Below are 25,770 nucleotides of genomic sequence, written 5' to 3' on the forward strand. Positions count from 1 at the left end.
GTCGACTATTAATGCGGCAAAAAAACACCGTGCGTGATGCGCACGGTGTCTGGGAGGCTCGGTGGCTCAGGCCAACAGCTTCAACAGCTTTTCAGCAACGGCTGCCGAGCTGGCAGGGTTTTGACCGGTCACCAGTTGGCCATCGGTCACCACGTGAACCTGCCAGTCAGCCACTTTGGCGTAGCGCCCGCCAAGACGCTGGAATTCGTCCTCAATCAGGAACGGCACAACATCCGTCAGGCCCACAGCGGCTTCTTCAGCGTTGGTGAAACCGGTGACGTCCCGGCCTTGAATCAACGGTTTGCCATCGGCAGCCGTGACGTGGCGCAGCACGCCCGGCGCATGGCAGACGAAACCGTGGGGTTTGTTGCTGCGGTCGAAGGCTTCGATCAGTGCGATCGAGTGTTTGTCCTCGGCCAGATCCCACAGCGGGCCATGACCACCCGGGTAGAACACAGCATCGAAATCCTCAGCGCTGACATCCGCCAGGCGCCCGGTGTTGGCCAGTGCCTGCTGGGCAGCAGGGTCCTGGCGGAAGCGCTCGGTTTCAGCGGTTTGCGCATCGGGCTCATCGCTTTTCGGATCAAGCGGCGGCTGGCCGCCAGCCGGCGATACCAGGGTGATCTGTGCACCGGCATCCTTGAAGGCGTAGTAGGGGGCCGCGAACTCTTCGAGCCAGAAGCCGGTTTTCTTGCCGGTGTTGCCAAGCTGATCGTGGGAAGTCAGAACCATCAAGATTTTCATAGAGCGCCCTGTGGTGGTCGGGTGTCCTCGACGGGTTCGTCTGCGACACCTTGGAAGAAATGACGGGCACAGCATAGATTCATATTAGACCGGTCGTCTAGTAGATTTTTACGGCCGTGTTTCCGCGTGATCACTGTGGCAAACTCCTGCTCATCAGAAATATACGACTGGTCTAATGTTTGGTATTTTGCGCCCCATGAAACCGACCTACGACGATACCCGCCAACACCTGCTCGACACCGGCCACCGCATGATGGCCGAAAAGGGCTTCACCAGCGTTGGCCTGAGCGAGATCCTGCAGACCGCCGGTGTGCCCAAGGGCTCGTTCTATCACTACTTCAAATCCAAGGAACTCTACGGCCAGGCATTGCTGGAGGATTACTTCGTCGGCTACCTGGCGGACATGGAGCGACGCCTGACACTGCCGGGGCTCAGTGCCTATGAGCGGCTGATGGATTACTGGCAGGGCTGGCAGAACCGCTGCACCCTGGAAGGTCACGGCGATGAATGCCTGGTGGTCAAGTTGAGCGCGGAAGTCGCCGACCTGTCCGAGTCGATGCGCCTCACCTTGCGTGACGGCGCCGAGCGCATCGTTGCACGGATCACGACGTGCCTGGAAGAAGGGCAGCTGGATAAAAGTGTGCCGGATGCTGATGCTCGCCAGTTGGCAGAAACCCTTTACCAGCTCTGGTTGGGCGCCAGTCTGCTGAACAAGCTGCAGCGCACCGGGCAGTCATTGCAGACCTCGATGGTGATGACGAAGCGGCTTTTGCAGCGGCCCTTAAACTGAAGCGACAGGCCTGTTGAGCGTCCCCGATCGTTGGGGCCTGGCTCTCAAGGTAGTGCGTAGATCTTGAACAGCTTCTTCGCCGCGTCGCCGGCGCCATCCAGGTAGTTGTCGTACGCCTGCTCGATGTCGCCGGCGCGGTACATCTCACTCAGCGCAGTGTCGACCAGCAGACGGAAATCTTCGTCGTTTCGATCCAGCGCCATGGCCGTCGGCGCGTACTCGAAAATCCGCTCCAGCAGCACCAGGTGACCTTCGGGGTCATTCCTGCTCAGCAGATGCTTGAGCACCATGCGTTCAGCAAAGAACGCACTGGCTTTGCCATCGGCAACCTGTTTGAGGCCTGCATCGGCATTCTCCACCGTGACCAGCGTGGCCACCACGCCGAGCAAACGCATCTGCTGATGTATCCACGCCTCGGTCACACCGCCGGCGATGGCAGCATACGTTTGATTGGACAGCCCAAGGTTCGCAGTGGCACGCCACGTAGGCCCGGTATGGGCCACCTTGCCATTGAGCACATTAAGCAAAGGCAGGGAGGCGTCCTCGCGCACCACGGCCGAGAGACCGGCGGTGTAGACCGGCACCGAGTAGCTGACCTGCGAGCGCCGCGCCAGTGTCGGAGGGGTCGGCGTACAGAGAATGTCGATCTTCCCCGAATTGACGGCATTGATTTCGTCGTTGAGGGACACAGGCTGGTAGGCGATCTTCAGCGCGGGCAACGCCAGTTCGCTCTTGACTTTTTCGGCTATTTTCAAACAGAGGTCGATGGCATATCCGCTGGCTTTATCGGCGACCTGCTCGCTGAACGGCGCGAAGTCCGGCAAGTAACCGAGGGTGAACGTGTGGCTCGTGCGGATGCGCTCCAGCGTGCTGCCATGGGCCGTGACCGGCAATAGCGTCAGTAGGCAGACGAGTAGCAGCGGTTTGGATTTGATCAGTTTCACGTTCATGTGCGGGTTCCCCGAATTCAGCTGTCTGAGTCGTCACGAAGACGGCGGTCAAGGAGTGTCGGCCCGGGGGCGAACCGGCACAGGCACGTCGACAAAACGTTTGGCGAGGAAGCCGTAGAGCAGATAGCCGAACACCAGAACCAGAATGCCGCCGAACACCGCATCTTTGCCGCAGGCATACAACGCGTAGAGCGAGTACGCCACGGCCACCACCAACAGCAAGGTATTGCGGGTGTACACGCTGGCACTGACCTTGGCTTTGTACATCATGACCAGCAGCCCGGTGGCCGCCGTTACATAGGGAATCAGGTTGGTCACGGCGGCGAGGCTGACCAGTTTGCCGAACTGCGCACTGGCGTTTGGCGAAATGGTCGACAGCGCCATCAAGGTCTGCAGCACGCCGCAGACCAGCATCCCGACGATGGGGGCATTGCGGGCGCTGACCTTGCAGAACAGTTTGGGAAACATGCCCTGGTCAGCCGTCATCTTGGCGGTTTGTGCCAGGGTGAACTGCCAGCCCAACAGCGAGCCCACGCATGCCATCACTGCCAACGCCATGATGATGTGGCCGACCGTCGGGTTGAACATGTGCGCATAAACCAGCGCGAACGGCGCGGACGAATTAGCCAGCTCGGCATTCGGAATGATTCCCTGAATGACGGTCGTCGAGAGCACGTAGACAACCGCAGCTCCCAGTGTCCCGAACAGGCAGGCCAGCGGCACCGTACGCGTGGGGTTTTCCACTGCGTCGGAGGCTTGGGCGGCCGATTCCATGCCGAGAAAGGCCCAGAGTGTCAGCGGAATTGCTTTGCTGATCGCTTCGGAAATGGGCAGGTGGTAAGGGTTCCAGGCGGCGATCAGCAGATCGGGTTTGAACCAGAACCATCCGATAAGGCTCAAGCCGGCGACCGGAATGATCACGCCCCAGACCGTAATCGCACCGATCTTGCCGGTAACGCCGGGGCCGCCAAAATTTGCCACGGTGGTTATCCAGAGCAAGCCGACCGTTCCGATGAACAAAGGAATGGCGCCGCTTCCCAGCCAAGGCATGAACGACGTCATGTATCCCACTGCAGAGATGGCCACCGCCACGTTGGCGATGGCCAGTGACAGGAAATACAGATACGAGCAGAGGAAAAATCCCGACTTTGCGTGCGCCTCTTCGGTGTAGGCGGATAACCCGCCCGAGCGTAGACAGAAGATGCCGCACTGGGAAAAACAATATGCAATGGCCATGGAACCGACAGCGGTGACGATCCATGACAATAACGAGACCGCCCCGAGTTGCGCCATGCTGGTCGGCAACATGATGATGCCCGAGCCCATCATGTTGACGGTCACCAAAGTGGTGAGTCCCGTCAGGCTCATTTTCTTGTTGGTGTCGGTCATCGAAACCCCCTCGGTCGGCGAAGTGCATCCGCGCCCAGCCCTTGAACGCACTGCAGCGTGGTCATGGTCAATGTTCGCCGACGGTTGAGGTCAACGTGTCTGCCTTGCTTATCCAGCCTCCGCCTGTGGCCTTGTAAACATCGATCATGGCGGTGAACACCGAACCCCGGGTCCGGGTGTAGGTCAGCTCGGCATCGAACAGACTGCGCTCGGCATCCAGCACTTCTATGTAGCTGGTATAGCCGTTGTCGTAACGCAGCCGGGCAAACCGGGTGTAGGTGCGCAAGGCTTCGACCTGATTGCCTTGAGAAGTCATTTGCTCGCGGGATTTGCTCGCGGCAACCAGGGCGTTTTCAACATCCCTGAAGGCTGACTGGATCGACTGTTGGTAAGCCAGCAAGGTTTGTTTTTGAACGGCCTCGGCCTGTTGCACCTGGCCGGCGATCCCGCCAGCGGTGAAGAGCGGCATGCTGGCGGCGACCCCGTAAGACCAGGTGGCGGCCGGCCCGGTGAACAGGTTGGACAGTTGGTTACTGACCGAGCCCAACAATCCGGTCAGCGATATCGTCGGGAAATACAGCGCCTTGGCCGCACCGATTCGGGCGTTGGCGGAAACCAGATTCAACTCGGCTTGCCGCAGATCGGGGCGGCGCTCAAGCAAGTCCGAAGGCAACCCGGCGGGTACCGATGGCAGCGACAGTTGTGTCAGCTCACGGCCTCTGATGATCGGCCCCGGATTGCGTCCAAGCAGCACAGCCAGATTGTTTTCCTGTTGCGCCACCAGTGACTCGAATTGCGCAACGGACGCCTGGGTGCGCTGGAATTCCGAAAGGTTTTGCGCCAATTCCATTTCAGAAATGGTCCCGGCACCGAAACGCAGTTTGAAGATTTCGTAGGAGTCGCCACGGGCCTTGGCCGTGGTGCGGGCGATTTCCAGCTGGCGGTCAAGTTCGCGCAGGGCGATGTAACTCGATGCCACCGACGAGACCAGGCTGAGTATCACCGTCCGCCGACCTTCTTCCGAGGCCAGCAAGTCAGCCCGCGCCGACTCATTGAGTCGCCGCAAGCGCCCCCAGACGTCAAGCTCCCAGCTCACACTCAGGGTGGTCTGATAATTCTGGTAAATCGGGTCGACGCCGGAGTCCAGCGGTACCGGGCCATTGGCGCGTGGCGCCCGGGAACGACTGCCTTGCGCGGCGGCGCCGACTTGCGGAAACAGCTGCGAACGCGCCACACCGTAACGGCCCTGAAACTCCTCGACCCGGGCGGCGGCGATCTTGATGTCTTTGTTCTGCGCCAGCGCGCTGCGGATCAAGTCATTGAGCACCGGATCGTTGAACTGTTCCCACCACAACGCGTTGGACAGGTCGTTGGCCTCTTGCTCTGCGTAGCGATAGGCCACCGGAGTCTCGGTGGCCGGGCGCTGGTAGTCCGGGCCGAGCATGCAGCCGCTGAGCCCCAGACAAATCAACCACGACAAATGGCATGTGCGCATTCATTCCCCCTCATGTCTGTGCAGGGGAGCGCCACCGGGGATCTCTCCGGGCGATGTGAGTGAAGGCGGCGGGGTGGTCTGTTGCGGCGCGCCTTTTTTCTCGGTCAAGCGTTCAACCAGGTAGTAGAACAGCGGGATGAAGAAAATGGCGATGACTGTTGCCGCCAACATCCCGCCGATGACACCTGTGCCGATCGAGTGTCGGCTGTTTTCCGATGCGCCGACGGCAATGGCCAATGGGACACACCCCAGAATGAACTCCAGGGACGTCATCACGATAGGCCGCAGCCGCTCCCTGGCGGCGGTCATTGCCGCATCGTAGGCAGACATGCCGCTTTCCCGGTTCAGTACCGCAAATTCGAAAATCAGGATGGCATTCTTCGCGGCCAGGGCGACCAGCATGGTCAAGCCGATCTGGAAGTAAACATCGTTGCTCAACCCGCGAATCAGCACCGCGAGCAGGGCACCGAACAACGCAAAGGGCACCGCCAGCAATACGCCGACGGGCAGGGACCATTTTTCGTACTGCGCGGCCAGGATCAGGAACACCATGACCAGGCCGAAGATGAACACCTGAGAGGAGGCGCCCCCGCTTTTTTTCTCCTCGAAGGCCTCGCCACTCAGGGCCAAGGCATAGTCATTGGTCATGATTTCAGCGCTGATCTCTTCCAGCGCCTTGAGTGCCTGACCGGAGCTGTAGCCGGGCGCGGCGTTGGCGGTGAGCTTGACTGCCGGGAAGTTGTTGAAGCGCGTCAGCAGGTCGGGGCCGGTGACGTAGCGGGTGGTCAGCAGCGCTTTGAGCGGCACCATCCCCAGGTTCTTGCTGCGTACATAAATCTGCTGCAAGTCTTCAGCCTTGAGTCGGTAGCTCGGTTCAGCCTGCAGAATCACCTGCCACAGACGGCTGAACTTGTTGAATTGAGACACATACAGAGAGCCGAACATGGTTTGCATGGTGCTGTACACGTCTTCCACCGGCACTCCCAGTGTCTCGGCCTTTTCGCGGTCGACATCGACCAGCAATTGCCGGGAAAACACATTGAAGGTCGAGGTAATGGCGCCGAGTTCCGGACGCTGCCTGGCCTTTGCGACAAGCATGCCGACCGTCTCGGCCAGCTGCCCGACGCTGGCGTCGCCCTTGCTTTGAACCCACACCTCCATGCCGCCCGTGGTGCCCAGACCCGGTATGGATGGCGGGTTGACCGGCAAAATGATCCCGCCCTGTACCGTGGAAAAGGCCTGGGCCGCTTTCTGGATGAGCGCTGGAGCACTCTGCTCCTTGATGGTTTGCGAGTCTTTGTAGCGCTCTTCGAAATCCTTGAACCCGACGAAAAAGGCACCAGCATTGTTCTTGTTCTGGCCATCGAGCAGGCTGTAGCCGTTAACGATAGCGACACCCTCGACGGCCTCGTCATGCATGAAGAAATCACTGGCGACCTTGCCCACTTCAGCGGTGCGATCCAGGCTGGCGGCATCGGGCATGATCAGCGCGCCCAGCAGATACCCCTGATCCTCCGGGGGCAGAAAGGCACTGGGAATGCGCTGCGCCATCAGCGCAATCAAAACGATCATGCCGGCGAACAGCAGCAACGCCAGCACAAAGCGTTTGATCATGAACGCCACGGCACGCGAATAGCCCTCGGTCATGCGTTCGAAGCTACGTTCGAACCAGCGGAAAAAAGCGTTTTTTTCGCCTTGGTGAGGTTTGAGCAGCAGGGCGGCCAGGGCTGGTGAAAGCGTCAACGCCACCAGGCCGGAGATCACCACGGAGATGGCGATGGTGATCGCAAACTGTTTGTAGAGCTGCCCGGTGATGCCCCCCATGAAAGCCACCGGCACGAACACAGCACACAACACCAGCACGATCGCGACCACCGGGCCGGCCACTTCATCCATGGCGCGTTTGGCGGCGTCCTTGGGGTTCATCTTGTGTACGTGCATATTGCGTTCGACGTTTTCAATCACCACGATCGCGTCGTCGACCACGATGCCGATCGCCAGCACCATGCCGAACAGCGTCAGCATGTTCACCGAAAACACCAGGGCGGACATGCCGATAAAGGTGCCGACAATCGACACCGGTACGGCGAGTACCGGGATCAGCGTGGCGCGCAGACTCTGCAGAAAAATGAACACCACCACGACCACCAGCACCAACGCTTCGAAAAAGGTGTGAATCACCTCGGAAATCGATGCGCGGGTGAACGCGGTCGTGTCCATCACGATCTTGTATTCGATCCCTTCGGGAAATGTCGTTTTCATTTGTGCCAGGGTCGACGTCACCGCTGCCGAGACATCGAGGGCGTTTGCCCCCGGTTGCTGATACACCGCGATCAGCGTGGCGGGACGTCCCTGATAAGTGCTGCGCAGCGAATAGTCCTTCTGCCCGAGTTCGGCGCGCCCTACATCCTTCAGGCGGACGATGGCCGCGCCGTCGTTGCTGGCGCGCAAGATGATGTTCTCGAATTCCGCAGGCTCCGTCAGGCGGCCCTTGGTGGTCACTGCGAACGATTGCTCCACGGCCTGGCCGGTCGGCGATTGCCCGACACGGCCGACGGCGAATTGCTGGTTCTGGTTGGCGACCGCTGTCTGTACGTCAGCGGCGGTAATGCCCAGTTGCGCCATGCGATCGGGTTTGAGCCAGATCCGCATGGCGTAGTCCGGCGTGCCGAAAATGCTCGCCTGGTTCGCCCCCGGAATACGCTTGATTGCATCCAGAATGTAGAGGTTCGCGTAGTTGGCGACGTAGGTGCTGTCATAGCGTTCGCCGGCGGAATACACGGCAAGCACCATCATGAACGCGGAAGATTTTTTCTGTACCTGAATGCCTTGGCTCTGGACGGCGGAGGGCAGTTGCGGCAAGGCCAGATTGACGCGGTTTTGCACATCGACCTGAGCAAGGGACGGGTCGGTGCCAATCTCGAAGAACACGTTGAGGGTCATGTTCCCCGTCGCCGAGCTCGACGAGTTCATGTAGATCATGTTGTCGGCGCCGTTGACCTGTTGCTCGATCGGCGCTGCCACGTTATTGGCCACCACCTGGGCATCGGCGCCGGGGTAGGTTGCCGAAACGGTAATTTGCGGCGGGGTAATATCCGGGTACTGGGCCACCGGCAATTTGGCCATGGCCACCGCGCCGGCCAGGGTGATGATGATTGAGATCACCGAAGCGAAAATGGGGCGATCAATGCAGTAGTGGGAAATACTCATGGGCTGCGCCCGGTGTCTTGCTGCGTGCTGGCAGCCATCGGTTTTGTCGGCGTCTGGTTAGCTGGCGGGGCAGGAGGGGCAATGATGTTCAGCGGCCCTCCGGGCGTGACTCTGATCGCACCGTCGACCACGATCCGTTCACCGGCCTGCAACCCTTGGGTAATGAACCAGTCATCGCCGTGCCAGTCACCCACTTCGACCACCCGTTGTTCGGGCTTGCCTGCGGCATTGATCACCCACACGAAGTGGCTCTTGGCCCCCTCCAGAACGGCCTTTTGCGGCACGACGATGGCGTTCGGCCTGGTAGCGCCGATGGCCCGCGCCCGTACGAACTGGCCGGGGCGCAACTGGCCATTGGGATTGGCGACCACGGCGCGGACGAGAAAGGTGCCGGTGTCCTGGCTGTAGGAGGGCGCGGCAAAATTCAGTCGCCCCTGTTCGGGCAGCACCGAGCCGTCGGCCAATACCACTTCCACGACAAATTCACTGCGCAGCGGGAATATGAGGTGCCCGGAAGCAATCTCTTCGCGGAACTTGAGCGTCTCGTTTTCCGAAAGACTGAAGTTGACGTAAATCGGGTCCATCTGCGAGACGGTGGTCAGCAGTCCGGACTCACCGGGTGTGACGTAACTGCCTTCCTGCTTTTTGGCAAAGCTTGAAAGACCGGTAAGCGGGGAGGCGATGGTGGTGTAGCTGAGGTTCAGCTGTTCGGTTCGCACCGCCCCTTCGGCAGCCAGCACGGCGGCTCTGGTCTGACGCTCATCGCCGACGGCATTGTCCAGGTCCATCTTGCTGACAGCATTCTGCGCCGCCAGCGGCCGGACACGGGCGAGGGTGGCTTTGGCCACCTCCCAGCGTGCCTGCTGTTGAGCCAGTTGCCCCTGGGCCGAGAGCAACGAAGCTTCAAAGGGCTTGCGGTCCATCTGAAACAGCGTCTGCCCGGTTTTTACCAGGTCGCCTTCGGTGTACAGCCGCTTTTCCAGGAACCCGGCAACCCGGGCGCGGATCTCGACTTCGCGGGAGCTTTGGGTTTGCGCAACGAATTCGAAGGTCACCGGTGTCGTGCGTGCGGTGACCGTTATGATCGTGACATCAGGCGCTTGGCGGGCGAGGGTCGGGGGTTCTTTGCCGCAGCCGGCGAGCAGGCTCAGGCTGCCGACGATAATGGCGACGGGCAAGCCCAGTTGCCTGCCAACACTCATGTTCCTGCCCATATTCTGCTCCGTGAAGGTTTCTCGGACAGACGCTTAGCCATTTGTTGATCACAACGCTAGCACCGGCATTCAGTGGCATTTCTGACAATTATCAAAGAACACGATTTGCCAGCCGCGAGACCCATGGGTTGGCACTCAAACCATGGAGCAGCACACTCAGTAAAACGGTGCAGGCCGCTACAGCCACCAACGTACGACCGACTTGCAGAGGGTAGTCCAGAATCATCACGGCGAAGACAATACTTGCAAGGCCGCGCGGACCGAACCAGCCGATGAACAGCCGGGTTTCGAAATCGAAGTCGGTCCCTGCCAGACTGATGAGCACAGGCAGTACGCGAACCACGGTCAGGCTGAGCACTGCATACAACCAGATATTCAGCGTGAAACTGCTCCAGGCCCAAGGGATTACCTGCGCGCCAAATACCACCCAGGTAATGACGGAAAGCAGGCTGGCGAACTCTTCACTGGCCTTGAGCAGATCATGCTTTTGTTCAGCAAACAGATAACTGGCGAGCAGGCCGCCAACGAACGCCGCGATAAACCCGCTACCGCCCGATGCTTGCGCGGTGGCAAAGCAAACCAGCGCCAGTCCGGGTAGCGTCAGCTGTGACCACATGGGGGTTTGCCAATGGCGTTTCCCGGCGTAACGCTGCAACAACCAGGCGATCAACGTCAGGGCTACGCCGACGAGCGCGCCAATGCCAAGCTCCTCGGCAACCAGCTCCACCGCCAGCGAGACGGGCGACCGCGCCTGTTCTTCGATCAACAGGGCCAGGAACATCAACAGCACCGGCACGCAGATGCCGTCATTGAGCCCGCTCTCCACGTTCAATCCTTCACGCACGGATGCCGCCACCTTCGGATTGCTCACGACAGCCTTGCCCAGTGCCGCATCCGTGGGCGCCAAAAGAGTCGCCAAGATGGCCAGTTCGATCGGGGGAATCTGCGGAAACAGCCAGATGCCGACCAGCCAGCCACTGAGCATGGTCAGCGGCAGCCCGATCAACAACAAGCGTAGCGGTAATCCTTCGTGGGCTTTCAGCACCTTGAGATCAGCGCTGGCTGCATCGCTGAAGAGCACAATTGCCAAGGTCAGTTCGGCCAGGATCCGGAGGCCGTCCTTGCCGATCCGGGGCAGCAGCAGGCCCAGGAATGCCGGGCCAAGAATCAGCCCGGCGAGCATGAACATCAGAGGCCCATTGAGCAGGCGCGACTCGAAACGTCCGGCAAACAGGCTATAGACCAGCAGGAAAGCGGCAAGCAGTGCCAGGTTCTGATACATCGATCACCTGCCTGTCCGGGTTCAGAGTGAAGGGATAAGGCAGGTTTAATTCATTGCTCGTAGCGTCTTCTGATAAAAATCAACGGATGTGCGGATTCCCCAATCAAGTACCTGATCAACGCCTGCGTCGACGCTCCAATAGAGAGAACAGGTACATGCCGGCCAACATGGCCAACACGAATACGATGATCTGCCCGTGCCCGGTAAGCAGAATAGCGACGGCTGGCCCAGGGCAGATTCCCGCCATCCCCCAACCGATGCCGAACAGCAGGCTGCCGCCAATCAGGCGGGCATCCAGCTCCCGTTTCACCGGTAACTGCATGGGCGCCCCCAGCAAGGATTGCGTGCTGTTACGCGCCCAGTTCAACGGGATAACCGCCACGGCGATGGCGCCTCCCATCACCAGAGCAAGTGACGGATCCCAGGCCCCGGCCACATCCAGGAAAGCCAGTACCTTGGCGGGGTTCGCCATGCCTGCCAGGAGCAGCCCCAGGCCGAAGATCAGTCCTGCGAAAAAAGCGCTGAGCTTGATCATTTTCAGGCCCCCACGACATGACGAATGACGTACACCGTTGCAAAACCGGCGAGCATAAAGCACATCGTTGCCGTGATGGATCGGGCAGACAGTCGAGAGATCCCGCAAACCCCATGGCCACTTGTGCAGCCAGAGCCGTAACGGGTGCCCACGCCGACGAACAGTCCCGCAATGATCAGCGTCGGCCATTCTGCCTTGATCTCGATCTGCGGCAGTACGGCAAACACTCCCCACAACAGTGGCGCGAGCATCAGGCCAAGAAGAAACAGTGCCTTCTCGCTCCAGCCTTCACTGCCAAATTGCATCACGCTGCCAATCAAGCCACTGATGCCGGCGATGCGACCATTGGCGAGCACGAATACCCCAACCGCCAGGCCTATCAAGGCCCCACCGCCCAACGAAGTCCAAGGCGTAAAGTTCAGCCAGTCAATGCTCATTTTGTAGCTCCTGCACAGAAGTGCCGATTAAAAGCCATACATCACCGCGCGTGCCTTGGAGGTGCTGATTCGCTAGCCGGCGTGTTTTGCGTCATTAAAAACCGCTCGATCTCCTCAACGGTACTTCGCGCCGTTCGGGTGACGCCGATCAGTGTCGCGGAAGCGGCGCCTGTCCAGTCGCCATACCCCACCAGCCACAAGCGCGGCTCCTTGATCGAACGCGTACCTTCAACGACCACACGTCCATCGGCGGTACACACCCCCAGTGATGCCAGATAACCGAGGGCAGGGCGAAAACCGGTGCACCAGATCACTACGTCGACCGGCGTTTGCGAGCCATCGGCCCACGTCACCCCGGTTTCGGTGAAGCGCAGGAACGGCCGAACCGCATGCAGCACGCCGCGCTCCCGAGCCTCGACGACTGGCGGGACCATCACGATATCGCCCAGGCCTCCGACCGGTTGTTCAATGACGGTCCCGGCGAGCTGGGCTTTCCAGCGCTCGGTGGCGCGCTCGAACAGCACGCGGCCATCGACCTCATCGGCGAGAAATTCTGGCGGCTGCGGAGTAACCCAGGTGGCGTCGGCCACTTTTGAGACCTCAGCGAGGATCTGTGCACCGGAGTTGCCACCGCCCACCACCAGGACTTTTTTTCCCGCAAAAGGCTTCGCATTGACGTAATGGGCCGAATGCAAATGCTGGCCGGTAAAGGTTTCACTGCCGGGGTAATGTGGCAGGTAAGGATGACGCCAGGTGCCGGTCGCACTGACCACTGCGCGGGCCAGCCAGCAACGGCCCTGGGCTTTGACCTGAAGTCGATCGCCCTGGCGCTCAACAGCATCGACCCAATAAGGCCGTTCGACAGGGAACTGATAGCGTTGCTCATACTGGCGCAGGTAATCGATCACGTTGTCGCGACTGGGATAGCCGTCGGTGACCGGCGGCATCATCCAGCCGGCGATGGAGCTCCAGGTCGAAGGTGAAAACAATCGCAGGGAGTCCCAGCCATGCCGCCACGCACCACCCGGTGCGGCTTCGGCATCAATGATCACAAACGAGCGCCCGGTGCGACGCAGGAAGTAAGCCACGGCGAGTGCGGACTGACCGCCGCCAATAATCGCGACATCCACTTCGGTACAGTTGGCAGGCATTGGGAGAGTCCTTGAGGCAGCGCAAGTCAGGCCAGATTAGCGCATCCGAATCGGGCGTTTGTTGATGATCCTCAAATGGCGGTATCTAGATCGCCGCCCAATCGGTTCGATGCTGCAGCAGAAAATCGACGAATGCCCGGACCCGCTGAGGAACGTAGCGGCCATGAGGGTAGAGCAGGGTGTAAGGCCGGGAGCGCCCATTGTAGGGCTGGAGTACCTCGACGAGGCGCCCATCGGCCAATTCGTTCTCGACAATGAATCGGTAAGTCTGGAACAGCCCAGCGCTGTGTTTGGCCAGGGTGACGCCGCCCAGCACATCGTCCGAGCAGCAATAGCGGCCCTCTGTGAAGATCTCGCGATGTTTGCCGTCGACCTCGAACAGCCATGAGATGCGACGGCCGCTGCTGGGCAGTTCAAATTGAATGCACTCGTGAGTGACAAGGTCATCCAGTGTCGTTGGCGTGCCGGCCTTGGTCAGGTATTCAGGTGTCGCGACCACGACCAGTTCTGCGTCCTCCAGCAAGCGGGCGATCAGGGTCGAGTCCGGTTGAGCCCGGACCCGAATCGCCAGATCATAGCCCTCCGCCACAAAGTCGATATTTCGGTTACCCAAATGGATATCCACGCTGACGTCTGGATAAAGCGCCCGAAATTTCGGCAGAAGCGGCAGGATCCGATGATGCCCATACGTGGTCGGAAGACTGATGCGCAGCCGCCCTGAAGGCGTCGATTGAGCGCCCATGACTTCTTGCTGTGCTTCCACCAGTTGCGTCAGGGCCTGTCGGCATTGTTCATAGAACACCCGGCCCGGTTCAGTCATCCGGATGCTGCGTGTGGTTCTGACGAAAAGACGTGACCCCAGACGCTCTTCAAGACGCAAAATCGAGCGGCTTACTGCCGCAGGCGTCACACCGGCTACCTGCGCGGCTGCCGTAAAACTGCCCGTTTCCGAGGCCAGGCAAAATAGCTCGATGCTTCCTAGCTGCAGGTCATCAAAATGACGCTTCATATTCATCACACCGAGTATTCGCGAAGTGCCCAAAGCATACCGAAGTCGATGACGCAGTGGCGAAGACCGCGGCTTTTATTCATTACACGGCGTCATAAATGAAGTAACCGGGCCCGCATTTATTCATTCAAGGCCAGCTTATAGAGTTCATTCCACTTGCCGTCTCATCATGCCGATGAGACGCGAACTGGAGACTTTCCCGTGCCTTTCATCAACGTTTGGATCACCCGCGACGGCGTTACCAGAGAACAAAAAGCACAGGTGATCGCCGAGATCACCCAAACCATGCAGACGGTGCTCAACAAGGACCCGCACCTGACGCACATCGTGATCGAGGAAGTCGATACCGATAACTGGGGCTACGCAGGAATAACCACGACCGAGTACCGCCAGTCGCTGGTGGAGCCCAGGTAATGCTGAGGCACTTGAAACCGCTTTTTTCAACTATCGAGGCATTATCATGAGCCATTCAAAAAAAGTCGTTGTGGTCACTGGCGCATCCCAGGGGCTGGGCGCGGGCATCGTCGAGGGTTTTCGTAAACTCGGTTATCAAGTGGTGGCGACTTCGCGCTCCATCCAGCCGTCATCGGATCCGGACATCCTGACCGTCGCTGGAGATATCGCCGATCCGGCTACGTCCGAGAAAATCATTCGCGAAGGTGTAGCGCGTTTTGGCCGCATCGACACGTTGGTGAACAACGCCGGGATCTTCCTCGCCAAACCGTTCACGGCCTATACCCGCGAAGAGTATGTAAATACCGTGGCCACCAACATGGGCAGCTTCTTCCATATGTCGCAGCAGGCGATTGCCCAGATGGAGAAGCAAGGCGAGGGCGGTCATGTGGTCAGCATCACCACATCGTTGGTCGATCACGCCATCGAGGGCGTGCCATCGGTGCTGGCGTCGCTGACCAAAGGTGGGATGAACGCCGCGACCAAATCCCTGGCGATCGAGTACGCCAAGCGCGGCATCCGCGTTAACGCGGTCTCGCCGGGCATCATCAAGACCCCGATGCATGGCGAGGAAAGCCACGCCGCATTGGGCCGCCTGCATCCGGTCGGCCACATGGGCGACGTGCAAGACATCGTCGCAGCGGTGTTGTATCTGGACAGCGCCCACTTCGTCACGGGCGAAATCCTGCACGTCGATGGTGGCCAAAGCGCCGGCCACTGATGGAGACGGCGGCCTGGCTAACCAGGCGACCGGCAATCTGAAGCAAGAAGCCGCCATCGGCGGCTTCTCCCATCACATTTGAGGGGCGTTGCGAGCAGCGATCGCGACGGTGCTCGGCGAATCCGCAAGTGGGACGAATTGCCGTGTCGCGCCATCAAGTGCATCGATGCATCCGGCTTCGATGTCGTAAACCCAGCCGTGCAGATTCAGCCGTCCTTGCTCGAGCGCGAGGGCCACTGAGGGATGCGTACGCAGATTCGCCAGTTGCGCGATCACGTTTTCACGCACAAGGCCATCGAGCTTGGCGCCGGGCGTATCGAACTCATGCGCCGCATTGATCGCTTTCGCGGCGTCCGCGTGACGGAGCCAGTTAGCGACCGCTGGCAGATGATCCAGACAAGTGCAGCGCGAAATCGCGCCCATCGCGCCGCAGTCCGAATGGCCGCAGATCACGATGTCCTGGACGCCGAGCACAGCGACCGCATATTCGACAGTGGCCGAAACGCCGCCGGGCTCGGGGCCGTAAGACGGCACAATATTGCCGGCGTTACGAATCACGAACAGTTCGCCCGGTTCACGCTGCGTAAGGAGTTCCGGCACAACACGACTGTCCGAGCAGGTGACAAACAGCGCCTTGGGATTTTGTGCCGTCGCGAGCTGCTTGAACAGCTCGATACGCTGAGGATAAACCTCGCGCTGAAAGCGCAGAAAGCCGTCAATGATGTCACGCATGAAGTTCTCCAAACCCGATTAACAGATGGGGGCACAAGCACTCAATGTGCTGTCGCGCCGCGGTGACCGGTATTATCGCAAACGTTGCGCGTGTTAGCTGTACTTGACTTGATGTCTGCAGCCTGTGGGCATTGGTGCAGGAGGGACGTAACGTAACACCTCGTTTAACATAATATACATTACACGTAACAAGATGTTTCCGAATCAGCCCGGTTGCACGCCACATTCAATCCAGAGGCTCACCTGAAGCCGCATTTTCCAAAACCTCGGTATGGCCTGAAATTTGTGAGCATCAATCAGCATCCCGCGTCAGCTTTTCTATCAATATCCGGTGCTGTGGAAATTGCGCAGTCAGTCTGCGTCTGTCACCCATCTCCATATCCGCGAAATCAAATCCTGGCGACACGGTTTCGCTGATCAAACCAAAGCCGTGTTCACCCTCAAGCAGTCGCGATGCTTTCCAGATGCCACCAGGTACGTGCATTTGCAAAAGCTGTCCCGCCAGAATGTCGCTACCCAATACCAATGTTTGAAGCGAGCCGTCACCTGAGATCATGCTGTACTCGATGGGATCGCCCAGATGGTAGAAATGCAGGATGTCCGATTGGTTGAAATGAAACTGGCCCACCGGCGAATCTTCAGTCAGCAAGTAATAGATCGAAGTCACCAAGTAACGTGGGCCACGGGTGGTTTGCAGCATGGCACGATGATCTGTTTGAAAAGTCCTGCGAAAATAGCCGCCTTCAACATGAGGCTGCAGATCCAGTGCAGCAATCACGTCCACGATCTCTGTTTTCCCTCGATTCATGGCCTGCTCCATTGATTGAAAGGCAGATAGGCTGATAGCTCTACTAAACGGCTATTTAGTGGAGTTAACTGTATTTCGACGAATATCGAAGACAATTCCCTCCACTTCAACGATCTAACGCAAACCCACGTCAGGGACACTCGCTAGCGCTTCAGCGTCTCGCTCGGCAGCTCTTGGAACAGCGCCCGATAACTGTTGGAAAACCGCCCCAGATGCCAAAACGACCAGTTCATCGCCACTTCGGCCACGGTGGTTTCCGTGGGCCGGCGATTGAGTAATTCGCGGTGTGCACTGTTAAGCCGGCGTAGGCGCAGCCAGTGGCTCGGGGTCATACCGGTGTAGGCCTTGAACGCCTGCTGTAATTGACGCAACGGGACCCCTGCCACCTTCGAAAGCTCAAGCAGATTAACAGTCTCTTCTGGCGAATCTGCCGCCCATTCCCCTACTCGCTTCATGATCGTCCGTTCTTCAGTACGACGCTGCAAACCGCCTCGATCAAGTCGGGTGTGAGCGTTGTCGAGAATGAACAGACAGTCTTCGAGCAGCTGCTGCGTCAATGAGTTTTTATCAAACGGATCAACAGCTTGCGACAACTTCGTGAGCGTTGAGCTTAACCAGCGACTGAACAAGGCGTTCTGCCCGCAGTTAAGCGGCGCCATGAACAATCCCTCGAGTTTCGCCACATCCAGACCGTGTTCACGGACGAATTGCGGGCCGAACACCACGGCGATTTCCTGGTAGTTCTCCGGGGTGATCCAAATGTTGCGGCTGTCTTCGTTAAGCAGGTACAGCGCGTTGTCACTGCGATCAAAACAGAACGCCAAGGCACCCGATGGCGCACTGAATGCCTGCTCGACGCGGGTGTTCATCTGTTCTTCGTAGACCTGCACACCTTCCAGATCCAGATAGCGAATCTGCCCGGCGAAATGCCCGGGCGACATCTGCTGGTAATGCTGGACCCAACCCGGTGTGGCGCGGATTTGTTCGGTGACATCAGCGGTATTGAACGCCTGAACCTGAAGCGGATTACACGTTGTCATGGGAGACCTTGCGCACTCTTTTGGTGCGCTTTGGTGCTGCTTAAAGTGGATAGATGGAACGGCAAGGCACGCCCAAGATAGTCGTCAACGCGCCACAGGGGAAGGGGCGGAAGATGAAACCCGCCCTCCCCGGCGTCTATAAAACCAATAACGAGGTCTTTATGAATGCCCCTTTCGATCAGCTGTTCACATGGCTGAAAGATCACAAGATTACCGAAGTTGAATGTGTGGTCAGCGACCTGACCGGCATTGCCCGCGGCAAGATTGCACCGACCAACAAGTTCCTGCATGAGCGAGGCATGCGCCTGCCGGAAAGTGTGCTGCTGCAAACGGTAACCGGGGATTTTGTCGACGACGACATCTACTACGACCTGCTCGACCCGGCCGACATCGACATGGTCTGCAAACCGGTGAGCGATGCCGTGTATGTGATTCCATGGGCCATCGAGCCGACCGCCATCGTCATCCACGACACCTTCGACAAGTTCGGCAACCCGATCGAACTGTCGCCGCGCAACGTGCTGAAAAAAGTCCTGCAGCTTTACACCGACAAGGGCTGGAAGCCAATCGTTGCACCGGAAATGGAGTTCTACCTGACCCAGCGCTGCGAAGATCCGGACCTGCCACTCAAGGCACCACTGGGTCGTTCGGGCCGTGCCGAAAGCGGTCGGCAGTCATTCTCCATCGACGCCGCCAACGAGTTCGATCCATTGTTCGAAGACGTCTACGACTGGTGCGAGCTGCAAGGTTTGGATCTGGACACGCTGATCCACGAAGACGGCCCGGCGCAGATGGAAATCAACTTCCGTCACGGCGACGCCCTGGATCTGGCCGATCAGATCACCGTGTTCAAACGCACCCTGCGGGAGGCGGCGCTCAAGCACAACGTCACTGCGACGTTCATGGCCAAACCGATTGGCGACGAACCTGGCAGTGCCATGCACCTGCACCAGAGCGTGGTGGAAATCGCCACGGGCAAGCCGATTTTCGCTGATGCCGACGGCAAGATGAGCGACTTGTTCCGCCATCACATCGGCGGCCTGCAAAAGTACATTCCTAAAGTACTGCCGATGTTTGCGCCCAACGTCAACTCGTTCCGCCGCTTCCTGCCGGACACCTCGGCACCGGTCAACGTCGAGTGGGGCGAAGAAAACCGCACCGTCGGTTTGCGTGTACCGACCTCCGGGCCGGAAGCCATGCGCGTGGAAAACCGCCTGCCGGGCGCCGACGCCAACCCGTATCTGGCGATTGCCGCGAGCCTGTTGTGTGGCTACATCGGCATGGTCGAAGGCATCGAGCCGAGTGCCGCCGTCGAAGGCCGCGCCTACGAACGCCGCAACCTGCGCCTGCCGATCACCATCGAAGACGCGCTGACGCAAATGGAAGAGTGCGACACCGTTGCCCGATACCTTGGCAACAAGTTTGTGCGCGGCTACGTCGCGGTCAAACGCGCCGAGCATGAAAACTTCAAGCGCGTGATCAGCTCCTGGGAGCGCGAGTTCCTGCTGCTGAGCGTCTGAGCAACACACACAAACCCTGTGGGAGCTAACTTGCCAGCTCCCACAAGGGGCCGTGCTCACCCGAAAAACTCCAATAACTCCAAGAGGTGTCGATATGCGTCTATTGAAATCCATGGTTCCCGCCGCACTGGCGCTGTTGTGCAGCACCGCAGCCCTGGCCCAGCCCCAGGTCAGCGTCTACAACTGGACCGACTACATCGGTGAAACCACCCTCGCCGACTTCCAGGCCAAGACCGGGATCAAGGTGATCTACGACGTGTTCGACTCCAACGAAACCCTGGAAGGCAAACTCCTCGCCGGTCGCACCGGCTACGACGTGGTGGTGCCGTCCAACCACTTTCTCGCCCGTCAGGTAAAAGCCGGCGCGTTCCTCAAACTGGATCGCGAGCAGCTACCGAACTGGAAGAATCTCGACCCGAAATTGCTCGAATTGCTCGAAAAGAACGACCCGGGCAACCAGCACTCGGTGCCGTACCTGTGGGGCACCAACGGCATCGGCTACAACGTCGACAAGGTCAAGGCAGTGCTTGGCATCGATCACATCGACTCCTGGGCCGTGCTGTTCGAGCCGGAGAACCTGAAGAAACTCACCCAGTGTGGCGTGTCGATGATGGACTCGGCGGACGAAGTGTTCCCGGCGATCCTCAACTACATGGGCATGGACCCACGCAGCGAAAACCCGGAAGACTATAAAAAAGCCGAAGCCAAACTGCTGAGCATCCGCCCCTACATCACCTATTTCCACTCCTCGAAATACGTTTCCGATCTGGCCAATGGCGACATCTGCGTAGCCTTCGGTTACTCCGGCGACGTGTTCCAGGCGGCCAACCGCGCCAAGGAAGCCAAGAACGGGGTGAACATCGCCTATGCGATTCCGAAAGAAGGCGCCAACCTGTGGTTTGACTTGCTGGCGATCCCGGCCGACGCCAGCAACACCAAGGAAGCCCACGCCTTCATCAATTACCTGCTTGATCCGCAAGTGATCGCCAAGGTCAGCGCTTCAGTGGGTTACGCCAATCCGAACCCAGCAGCCAAGCAATACATGGACCAGGCGCTGGTGAACAATCCCGAGGTCTACCCGTCCCAGGCGGTGCTGGACAAGCTCTACATCTCCTCTACCCCGCCCCAGTCGATCATGCGTCTGATGACCCGGTCCTGGAGCAAAGTGAAGTCGAACAAATGAATCAGTACACGCAAGAACACGCCCGCTCCTATTACGCGGCTTCGGCCCGGGCCAGCACGCCCTGGCCGGCACTCGACGCTGACCTCAGCGCCGATGTCTGCGTAATCGGCGGCGGCTTCACCGGGGTCAATACCGCGATTGAACTGGCGCAGCGCGGGCTGTCGGTGGTGTTGATCGAAGCAAGGCGCATCGGCTGGGGCGCCAGCGGACGCAACGGCGGCCAGTTGATTCGTGGCATCGGTCACGAGGTCGAAGGCTTTGCCCGTTACGTCGGCAACGACGGCGTGCGTTATCTGCAACGCGCCGGTATCGACTCCGTGGAACTGGTGAGCCAGCGCATCACCGAGCATGCCATCGAGTGTGACCTGCGTTGGGGCTTCTGCGAACTGGCCAACACCCCGGCGCAGTTCGCGGCGTTCAAGGACGAACAGGTCAGCCTCGACGAACTCGGCTACCGCCATGAGACCAAGCTGGTCGGCCCCGAGCAAATTCGCCAGCAAGTGGTCAACGCCGACGGCTACGCCGGTGGTCTGATCGACATGGGCTCCGGCCATCTGCACCCGCTGGATCTGGTGCAGGGCGAAGCGCGTCTGGCGGCGTCCCTCGGTGTACGCATTTTCGAGCAGAGCCCGGTCCAGCAGATCATCCACGGCGAAACGGTTGAAGTGCGCTGCGCCACCGGCAGCGTCCGCGCCGGCAGTCTGGTGCTCGGTTGCAACGCGCATCTGGATGAACTCGAGCAGCAACTCAGCGGCAAGGTACTGCCCGCCGGCAGTTACATCATCGCCACCGAGCCGCTGTCCGAGGAACGTGCCGCGCAATTGATCCCGCACAACCTTGCGTTGTGCGACCAGAAAGTCGGCCTCGACTATTACCGGCTCTCGGCGGATCGACGCCTGCTGTTTGGCGGCGCCTGTCACTATTCCGGTCGCGATCCGGCGGACATTGCCGCCTACATGCGCCCGAAGATGCTTAAAGTCTTCCCGCAACTGGCGGACGTGCGCATCGACTATCAATGGGGCGGCAAGATTGGCATTACCGCCAACCGCTTTCCGCAGGTCGGGCGGCTCAAGCAACGGCCGAACGTGTTCTACGCTCAGGGTTATTCCGGTCACGGTCTGAATGTCACGCATTGGTGCGCCAGTCTGCTGGGCGAGGCCATTCACGCCGGCCACAGTCAGGGCATGGACGTATTCAGCGCGGTACCGCACATGACCTTCCCCGGCGGCCCGGCCTTGCGCTCACCGCTGCTGGCACTGGGCATGTTCTGGTATCGTTTGCGCGAAATCCTCGGCTAACGCGCGCCCCTGTAGGCGCTGCCGAAGGCTGCGATCTTTTGATCTTTAAAATCAAGAGATCGCAGCCTGCGGCAGCGCCTGCACAAAACCACATCGACCCGCGAATTTGCTCTATCGCCAAGCACTTCTATATTGATGAAGTGCTTTTGCGTTCCTGACGCTCAGCATCCACAAAACCGAGGAGGACATGGATGAAGTCGTCAGCCGCCGATGAACCACGAACACCGGGCCACGCGCCAATCAAGACCCGGCGTTTCAGCATCTCCCTGGTGTGGATCGTCCCGGTCGTCGCGGTGCTGGTCGGCATTTCGCTGGTGGTGCACAACCTGCTGCAGGAAGGCCCGACCATCGTCGTCAACTTCAAGACCGGCAGCGGCCTGGTTGCCAACAAGACCGAGGTCAAATACCGCAGTGTGGTGATCGGTCAGGTGACGGATGTCGAGTTGAGCGGCGATCAGAAGAGCGTCGACGCCACGATCAAACTGGCCAAACAGGCCGAAACCTTCACCCGCGAAGACTCGCAGTTCTGGGTCGTGCGCCCACGCATCGGTGCGGGCGGCGTTTCGGGCATCGATACCTTGCTTTCCGGCGACTATATCGGCGCCGACATCGGTCAGGCCAACAACCGCGCCAAGCATTTCAAGGGGCTGGAGAATCCGCCGCCGATCACTTACGGCGAACCGGGCAAGCGCTTCATGCTGCATGCCTCGGATCTTGGCTCGCTGGATATCGGTTCCCCGGTTTACTACCGCAAGATTCCGGTGGGTCAGGTCGTGACCTACGCCCTCAATCCCGAGGGCAAAGGCGTGGACATCGAGGTGTTCATTCACGCACCGAACGACGCGTTCGTCACCGAAAATACCCGCTTCTGGAACGCCAGCGGCATCGACATCAATGTCGGGGCCAACGGTTTTGCGGTGAAGACCGAATCGCTGTCCACTATGCTGGTCGGCGGCATTGCCTTCCGCGCGCCGGATTACAGCCCCAACGACGTTGCCGCCGCCGACGACAAAGACTTCGAACTGTTCGCCGATCAGCAGACCGCTCTCGCTCCGCCCAACGGCAAGGCGCAATACCTGGTGTTGCGATTCGAGCAGTCGTTGCGCGGGCTCAAGGTCGATGCGCCCGTCGAGTTTCTCGGCATGGAAATTGGCCGGGTCGTCGGAATCAACCTCGACTTCGACGCGAAAAAACGCACCTTCCCGCTTAACGTCGGGATCGTCATTTACCCGCAGCGCCTCGGCCTGGCCTACAAAAAGATGCTGACCGAATTCAAGCACGATCCCAACGACGAAGCGGCCGGTATTCGTCTGCTCGGCACCTTCGTCGAGAATGGTCTGCGCGCCCAGGCCCGCAGCGGCAACCTGCTGACCGGGCAGTTGTATATCGCGCTGGATTTCTTCCCGAAAGCCGAGAAAGTTGCATTCGACGCAACGGCCCGACCGGTCGCCTTGCCCACCGTGCCCGGCAGCCTCGAACAGTTGCAGGAAAAACTCGAAGCGGTGGTCGACAAGCTCAACAAACTGCCGGTCGAGCGGATTGCCGGTAACCTCGACAGCAACCTCGTCGAGCTGCGCAAAGGCCTGCAACAGTTCAATGCGAAAACCCTGCCGGGCGTGCAGACCACACTGGCCGACGTCAGCAAGACCTTGCAGTCCGCCAGTTCGACCTTGGCCGAAGATTCACCGCAGCGCGAGAAACTCACCGAGACCCTCGACGAACTCGGGCGCATGTCGCGTTCGCTGCGTGAGCTGTCGGACTATCTCGGTCGCCATCCGGAATCGCTGATTCGCGGTCGTCCCGACAACGCAGCGCCGCTGGATCTGAAAGGACCGCCACGCAATTGAGCCCAGGAGCTATCCCATGGCTGTACCGCTGAAGATCACCGTGCTCGCTGCGTTCATGCTCCTTGGCGCCTGCCGCAGCGAGCCGATCAACTTTCACACCCTGACGCCGGTGGAGCTGTCGGCGTCCCGGGCCGGCGCGCAGATTCCCATTGAGGGGATCAGCGTGCCGCCGCAAGTCGACCGCCCGCAAATCGTCATTCGTCAGGGCAACAATGGCCTGGCGATTCTGGAAACCCAATGGTGGGGAGCGAGTCTGGCGGACGAGTTGCGCAGTGCCTTGAGCGATCAACTGAGCAATACCGGCAGTCGCGGCAATGTTTCGGTGCGTATCGATGTGCAGCGTTTCGACTCGATCCCCGGACAATACGGGCTGATCGACGTCAAGTGGCGCCTGCGCCCGAGCGGTGCGGCGGACAACGCTCTGCTGACCTGCCATTCAACCTTGCAAACACCTTCCGGCCCGAGCATCGACGAACTGGTGGCCGCGCAACAGAACAACGTCAAACGCCTGGCCGCCCTGATCAATCAGGCGGCGGGCAACGCTCGCTGCCCGTCAGCCTCGTGAGCCGCCGACAGCGTGACCGTGAAACGGCAGCCATTGGGCTCGCGAGTAACCAACTGAACCTGCCAGTGTTGATGGCTGCAGATCCGCTGCACCAGCGACAAACCCAGCCCAAGGCCTTCACCGCGCTGTTCGTCACCGCGCACGAACGGCTGGAACATCGCGTGACGTTTTTCTTCCGGAATACCGATGCCGCTGTCCTCGACCACAAAGCTGTCGTTGAGCAGGGTCAACCGGACAAAGCCCTGATCGGTGTAATGCCAGGCATTGCGCAGCAGATTGCCCATGACCGACTGCAAGAACGTCAGGTCATAACGCGCGCTGCCCGCCAGTTGCGGCTCGTAGATAAACTCCAGACCCTTTTCGCCAATCAATCGCCCCCAGATTTCCACCTGGGCGTCGGCGATAGATTTGAGTGTGCAAGTGGATTCGGTGCCAAGCGCTTCCGGTTTGCGCGCCAGCATCAAGAAGGTCTCAACCAGCTGGCGCATTTCTGCGCTGGCCCGGGCGATGCGTTTGACCTGTTGGGTGGAGCGCGAATCCAGCGAGGGGTTGGCCAGCAACAGCTCGCAGGAACTGGCCAGAATCATCAGCGGTGTGCGCAATTCATGGCTCACGTCACTGGTGAAAAGCTTTTCCCGGTTCAGGGTTTCGCGTAACCGGCCGAGTGTCTGGTCGAAAGACAGCGCCAGCGCCCCAACCTCGTCATCGGCGTAATCCGGATGCAGCGCCGGTGCCAGTGCAATCAACTGGTCACGATGACGCACCTGCCCCGCCAGGCGGATCACCGGCGCCATGACTTGCCGCGCCAGCAGCCTGCCGAGCGCGACCGCCAGCATGACGCTGAGGATGAACCCGACTATCACTACCACGAACAGCAGGTGCTCGCGTTGTTCGAAGCTTTCCTGATTGCGCAACAGCACATATTTGCGGCCGCCGACCGCCTCGACCATCGCATAGAAGTCGTCGCCGTTGAACGTGATCTCTTGAAACCCCACGGGCAGTTCCGCCAGTTGCGGTGTCAGCGCCATGGGCCCGGGGCCGTTCTCGAAAAAAAACAGTTCGCTCTTTTCCGGCTCGTGGCGCCACTGGTTGATGTCGTCCATCGCCAACAACCGGCGCAAGCCACCGCTGAGGGCGGTCATGGTCAACTTGTGCTCCACGACATGCACGGTAGCCACAATGCCCATTGCGAAGACACCGGCCACCACCGCGCTCATCAAGGCGAACACAATCACAATCCGATTGGCGAGGCTTTGCTTGAGGTCCATCCGGTTGCTTGGCTCCAGTGCTGATGTCGGGGACTGCAAGCAGCTGCGTCACGACGTTATCCAGAGTCGCAGCTTCGCCTCGACTGGCGCTGTTGTTAAGTGGCCCTAATAAACAAAACGAGTATTTGA

At 59.6% G+C, this 25,770-nt stretch carries 23 protein-coding genes; 8 read left to right on the forward strand and 15 right to left on the reverse strand.

The annotated features are described in order from the left end of the window. Window positions 1–66 precede the first annotated feature (66 nt). Window positions 67–744: a type 1 glutamine amidotransferase domain-containing protein gene (locus L6D63_RS03320; RefSeq protein WP_131670427.1), complete on the reverse strand. Its 678-nt coding sequence runs from the start codon at window positions 742–744 to the stop codon at window positions 67–69. A 196-nt stretch (window positions 745–940) separates the two neighbouring features. Between L6D63_RS03320 and L6D63_RS03325 the strand changes: the two genes are divergently transcribed. Then, on the forward strand, window positions 941–1,534 hold the full coding sequence (locus L6D63_RS03325; protein WP_131670426.1) for a TetR/AcrR family transcriptional regulator: 594 nt from the start codon (window positions 941–943) through the stop codon (window positions 1,532–1,534). 44 nt (window positions 1,535–1,578) lie between these two features. Here the strand turns inward: L6D63_RS03325 and L6D63_RS03330 are convergent, their stop codons facing one another. From L6D63_RS03330 to L6D63_RS03375, 10 genes are all read right to left on the reverse strand, one after another. Further along, window positions 1,579–2,484, reverse strand: a complete 906-nt coding sequence (locus tag L6D63_RS03330) for an amino acid ABC transporter substrate-binding protein (protein ID WP_131670425.1) — start codon at window positions 2,482–2,484, stop codon at window positions 1,579–1,581. Between the two features lie 48 nt (window positions 2,485–2,532). Next, entirely contained in the window at window positions 2,533–3,873 is a 1,341-nt protein-coding gene (gene potE / locus L6D63_RS03335; protein ID WP_131670424.1) for a putrescine-ornithine antiporter, read from the reverse strand. Between the two features lie 67 nt (window positions 3,874–3,940). Then, window positions 3,941–5,368, reverse strand: coding sequence for an efflux transporter outer membrane subunit (locus tag L6D63_RS03340; RefSeq protein ID WP_131670423.1), 1,428 nt, complete (start codon window positions 5,366–5,368; stop codon window positions 3,941–3,943). Beyond that, the gene (locus L6D63_RS03345) at window positions 5,369–8,578 is read right to left on the reverse strand and encodes an efflux RND transporter permease subunit (RefSeq protein ID WP_131670422.1); all 3,210 of its coding nucleotides are present in this window, start codon (window positions 8,576–8,578) and stop codon (window positions 5,369–5,371) included. It abuts the gene before it with no gap. After that, window positions 8,575–9,792, reverse strand: a complete 1,218-nt coding sequence (locus tag L6D63_RS03350) for an efflux RND transporter periplasmic adaptor subunit (protein ID WP_131670421.1) — start codon at window positions 9,790–9,792, stop codon at window positions 8,575–8,577. Before L6D63_RS03350 ends, L6D63_RS03345 begins: the two co-directional genes overlap by 4 nt. A gap of 91 nt (window positions 9,793–9,883) precedes the next feature. After that, a complete protein-coding gene (locus L6D63_RS03355; protein ID WP_131670420.1) occupies window positions 9,884–11,074 on the reverse strand; it encodes a cation:proton antiporter in 1,191 nt (396 codons plus the stop codon). Between the two features lie 115 nt (window positions 11,075–11,189). Then, window positions 11,190–11,609, reverse strand: coding sequence for a DUF6691 family protein (locus L6D63_RS03360; RefSeq protein WP_131670419.1), 420 nt, complete (start codon window positions 11,607–11,609; stop codon window positions 11,190–11,192). Window positions 11,610–11,611: 2 nt separating this feature from the next. Beyond that, window positions 11,612–12,046, reverse strand: a complete 435-nt coding sequence (locus L6D63_RS03365; RefSeq protein ID WP_131670418.1) for a YeeE/YedE family protein — start codon at window positions 12,044–12,046, stop codon at window positions 11,612–11,614. 41 nt (window positions 12,047–12,087) lie between these two features. Next, window positions 12,088–13,197, reverse strand: coding sequence for an ArsO family NAD(P)H-dependent flavin-containing monooxygenase (locus L6D63_RS03370; RefSeq protein WP_131670417.1), 1,110 nt, complete (start codon window positions 13,195–13,197; stop codon window positions 12,088–12,090). Between the two features lie 85 nt (window positions 13,198–13,282). Beyond that, window positions 13,283–14,206 (reverse strand): LysR family transcriptional regulator, encoded by a 924-nt coding sequence (locus L6D63_RS03375; RefSeq protein WP_131670416.1) that lies wholly within the window; start codon window positions 14,204–14,206, stop codon window positions 13,283–13,285. 201 nt (window positions 14,207–14,407) lie between these two features. Here L6D63_RS03375 and L6D63_RS03380 point away from each other — a divergent pair, with 201 nt between their 5' ends. Both L6D63_RS03380 and L6D63_RS03385 read left to right on the forward strand, forming a co-directional pair. Continuing rightward, window positions 14,408–14,620 carry a tautomerase family protein gene (locus L6D63_RS03380; protein WP_131670415.1) on the forward strand — a complete coding sequence of 71 codons (213 nt, stop codon included), beginning with the start codon at window positions 14,408–14,410 and terminating at the stop codon, window positions 14,618–14,620. Between the two features lie 46 nt (window positions 14,621–14,666). Next, on the forward strand, window positions 14,667–15,380 hold the full coding sequence (locus L6D63_RS03385; RefSeq protein ID WP_095669183.1) for an SDR family NAD(P)-dependent oxidoreductase: 714 nt from the start codon (window positions 14,667–14,669) through the stop codon (window positions 15,378–15,380). A 72-nt stretch (window positions 15,381–15,452) separates the two neighbouring features. Here L6D63_RS03385 and L6D63_RS03390 read toward each other — a convergent pair whose 3' ends face one another. The 3 genes from L6D63_RS03390 to L6D63_RS03400 all read right to left on the reverse strand — a co-directional run bounded on the left by L6D63_RS03390 (window position 15,453) and on the right by L6D63_RS03400 (window position 17,960). After that, window positions 15,453–16,112, reverse strand: a complete 660-nt coding sequence (locus L6D63_RS03390; protein ID WP_047294386.1) for a carbonic anhydrase — start codon at window positions 16,110–16,112, stop codon at window positions 15,453–15,455. A 292-nt stretch (window positions 16,113–16,404) separates the two neighbouring features. Then, window positions 16,405–16,920: a cupin domain-containing protein gene (locus L6D63_RS03395; protein WP_041063917.1), complete on the reverse strand. Its 516-nt coding sequence runs from the start codon at window positions 16,918–16,920 to the stop codon at window positions 16,405–16,407. Between the two features lie 143 nt (window positions 16,921–17,063). Beyond that, on the reverse strand, window positions 17,064–17,960 hold the full coding sequence (locus L6D63_RS03400) for a helix-turn-helix domain-containing protein (protein ID WP_047294383.1): 897 nt from the start codon (window positions 17,958–17,960) through the stop codon (window positions 17,064–17,066). Window positions 17,961–18,121: 161 nt separating this feature from the next. On the opposite strand from L6D63_RS03400, the gene L6D63_RS03405 reads away from it, so the two are divergent. The 5 genes from L6D63_RS03405 (at window position 18,122) to L6D63_RS03425 (ending at window position 24,373) form a co-directional block, all read left to right on the forward strand. Beyond that, entirely contained in the window at window positions 18,122–19,480 is a 1,359-nt protein-coding gene (locus L6D63_RS03405) for a glutamine synthetase family protein (RefSeq protein WP_041063837.1), read from the forward strand. Window positions 19,481–19,574: 94 nt separating this feature from the next. Next, window positions 19,575–20,663, forward strand: a complete 1,089-nt coding sequence (locus L6D63_RS03410; protein WP_041063835.1) for a polyamine ABC transporter substrate-binding protein — start codon at window positions 19,575–19,577, stop codon at window positions 20,661–20,663. Beyond that, a complete protein-coding gene (locus tag L6D63_RS03415; RefSeq protein ID WP_131670414.1) occupies window positions 20,660–21,961 on the forward strand; it encodes an NAD(P)/FAD-dependent oxidoreductase in 1,302 nt (433 codons plus the stop codon). Before L6D63_RS03410 ends, L6D63_RS03415 begins: the two co-directional genes overlap by 4 nt. A gap of 191 nt (window positions 21,962–22,152) precedes the next feature. Continuing rightward, complete coding sequence (locus tag L6D63_RS03420; RefSeq protein WP_131670413.1) at window positions 22,153–23,808, forward strand: PqiB family protein; 1,656 nt, start codon at window positions 22,153–22,155, stop codon at window positions 23,806–23,808. A 16-nt stretch (window positions 23,809–23,824) separates the two neighbouring features. Further along, window positions 23,825–24,373 (forward strand): PqiC family protein, encoded by a 549-nt coding sequence (locus tag L6D63_RS03425; RefSeq protein WP_131670412.1) that lies wholly within the window; start codon window positions 23,825–23,827, stop codon window positions 24,371–24,373. Here L6D63_RS03425 and L6D63_RS03430 read toward each other — a convergent pair. After that, on the reverse strand, window positions 24,334–25,641 hold the full coding sequence (locus L6D63_RS03430) for a sensor histidine kinase (RefSeq protein ID WP_131670411.1): 1,308 nt from the start codon (window positions 25,639–25,641) through the stop codon (window positions 24,334–24,336). The genes L6D63_RS03425 and L6D63_RS03430 overlap by 40 nt on opposite strands. Between the last annotated feature and the right edge of the window lie 129 nt (window positions 25,642–25,770).

This window comes from Pseudomonas parakoreensis (assembly GCF_021602155.1).
GTDB lineage: Bacteria > Pseudomonadota > Gammaproteobacteria > Pseudomonadales > Pseudomonadaceae > Aquipseudomonas > Aquipseudomonas parakoreensis.

Bases quoted from the DNA above. Each gene is read 5' to 3' on its own strand.
- L6D63_RS03320 (WP_131670427.1), bottom strand. From the start codon at position 744: ATGAAAATCTTGATGGTTCTGACTTCCCACGATCAGCTTGGCAACACC.
- L6D63_RS03325 (WP_131670426.1), top strand. From the start codon at position 941: ATGAAACCGACCTACGACGATACCCGCCAACACCTGCTCGACACCGGC.
- L6D63_RS03330 (WP_131670425.1), bottom strand. From the start codon at position 2,484: ATGAACGTGAAACTGATCAAATCCAAACCGCTGCTACTCGTCTGCCTA.
- potE (WP_131670424.1), bottom strand. From the start codon at position 3,873: ATGACCGACACCAACAAGAAAATGAGCCTGACGGGACTCACCACTTTG.
- L6D63_RS03340 (WP_131670423.1), bottom strand. From the start codon at position 5,368: ATGCGCACATGCCATTTGTCGTGGTTGATTTGTCTGGGGCTCAGCGGC.
- L6D63_RS03345 (WP_131670422.1), bottom strand. From the start codon at position 8,578: ATGAGTATTTCCCACTACTGCATTGATCGCCCCATTTTCGCTTCGGTG.
- L6D63_RS03350 (WP_131670421.1), bottom strand. From the start codon at position 9,792: ATGGGCAGGAACATGAGTGTTGGCAGGCAACTGGGCTTGCCCGTCGCC.
- L6D63_RS03355 (WP_131670420.1), bottom strand. From the start codon at position 11,074: ATGTATCAGAACCTGGCACTGCTTGCCGCTTTCCTGCTGGTCTATAGC.
- L6D63_RS03360 (WP_131670419.1), bottom strand. From the start codon at position 11,609: ATGATCAAGCTCAGCGCTTTTTTCGCAGGACTGATCTTCGGCCTGGGG.
- L6D63_RS03365 (WP_131670418.1), bottom strand. From the start codon at position 12,046: ATGAGCATTGACTGGCTGAACTTTACGCCTTGGACTTCGTTGGGCGGT.
- L6D63_RS03370 (WP_131670417.1), bottom strand. From the start codon at position 13,197: ATGCCTGCCAACTGTACCGAAGTGGATGTCGCGATTATTGGCGGCGGT.
- L6D63_RS03375 (WP_131670416.1), bottom strand. From the start codon at position 14,206: ATGAAGCGTCATTTTGATGACCTGCAGCTAGGAAGCATCGAGCTATTT.
- L6D63_RS03385 (WP_095669183.1), top strand. From the start codon at position 14,667: ATGAGCCATTCAAAAAAAGTCGTTGTGGTCACTGGCGCATCCCAGGGG.
- L6D63_RS03390 (WP_047294386.1), bottom strand. From the start codon at position 16,112: ATGCGTGACATCATTGACGGCTTTCTGCGCTTTCAGCGCGAGGTTTAT.
- L6D63_RS03395 (WP_041063917.1), bottom strand. From the start codon at position 16,920: ATGAATCGAGGGAAAACAGAGATCGTGGACGTGATTGCTGCACTGGAT.
- L6D63_RS03400 (WP_047294383.1), bottom strand. From the start codon at position 17,960: ATGACAACGTGTAATCCGCTTCAGGTTCAGGCGTTCAATACCGCTGAT.
- L6D63_RS03405 (WP_041063837.1), top strand. From the start codon at position 18,122: ATGAATGCCCCTTTCGATCAGCTGTTCACATGGCTGAAAGATCACAAG.
- L6D63_RS03410 (WP_041063835.1), top strand. From the start codon at position 19,575: ATGCGTCTATTGAAATCCATGGTTCCCGCCGCACTGGCGCTGTTGTGC.
- L6D63_RS03415 (WP_131670414.1), top strand. From the start codon at position 20,660: ATGAATCAGTACACGCAAGAACACGCCCGCTCCTATTACGCGGCTTCG.
- L6D63_RS03420 (WP_131670413.1), top strand. From the start codon at position 22,153: ATGAAGTCGTCAGCCGCCGATGAACCACGAACACCGGGCCACGCGCCA.
- L6D63_RS03425 (WP_131670412.1), top strand. From the start codon at position 23,825: ATGGCTGTACCGCTGAAGATCACCGTGCTCGCTGCGTTCATGCTCCTT.
- L6D63_RS03430 (WP_131670411.1), bottom strand. From the start codon at position 25,641: ATGGACCTCAAGCAAAGCCTCGCCAATCGGATTGTGATTGTGTTCGCC.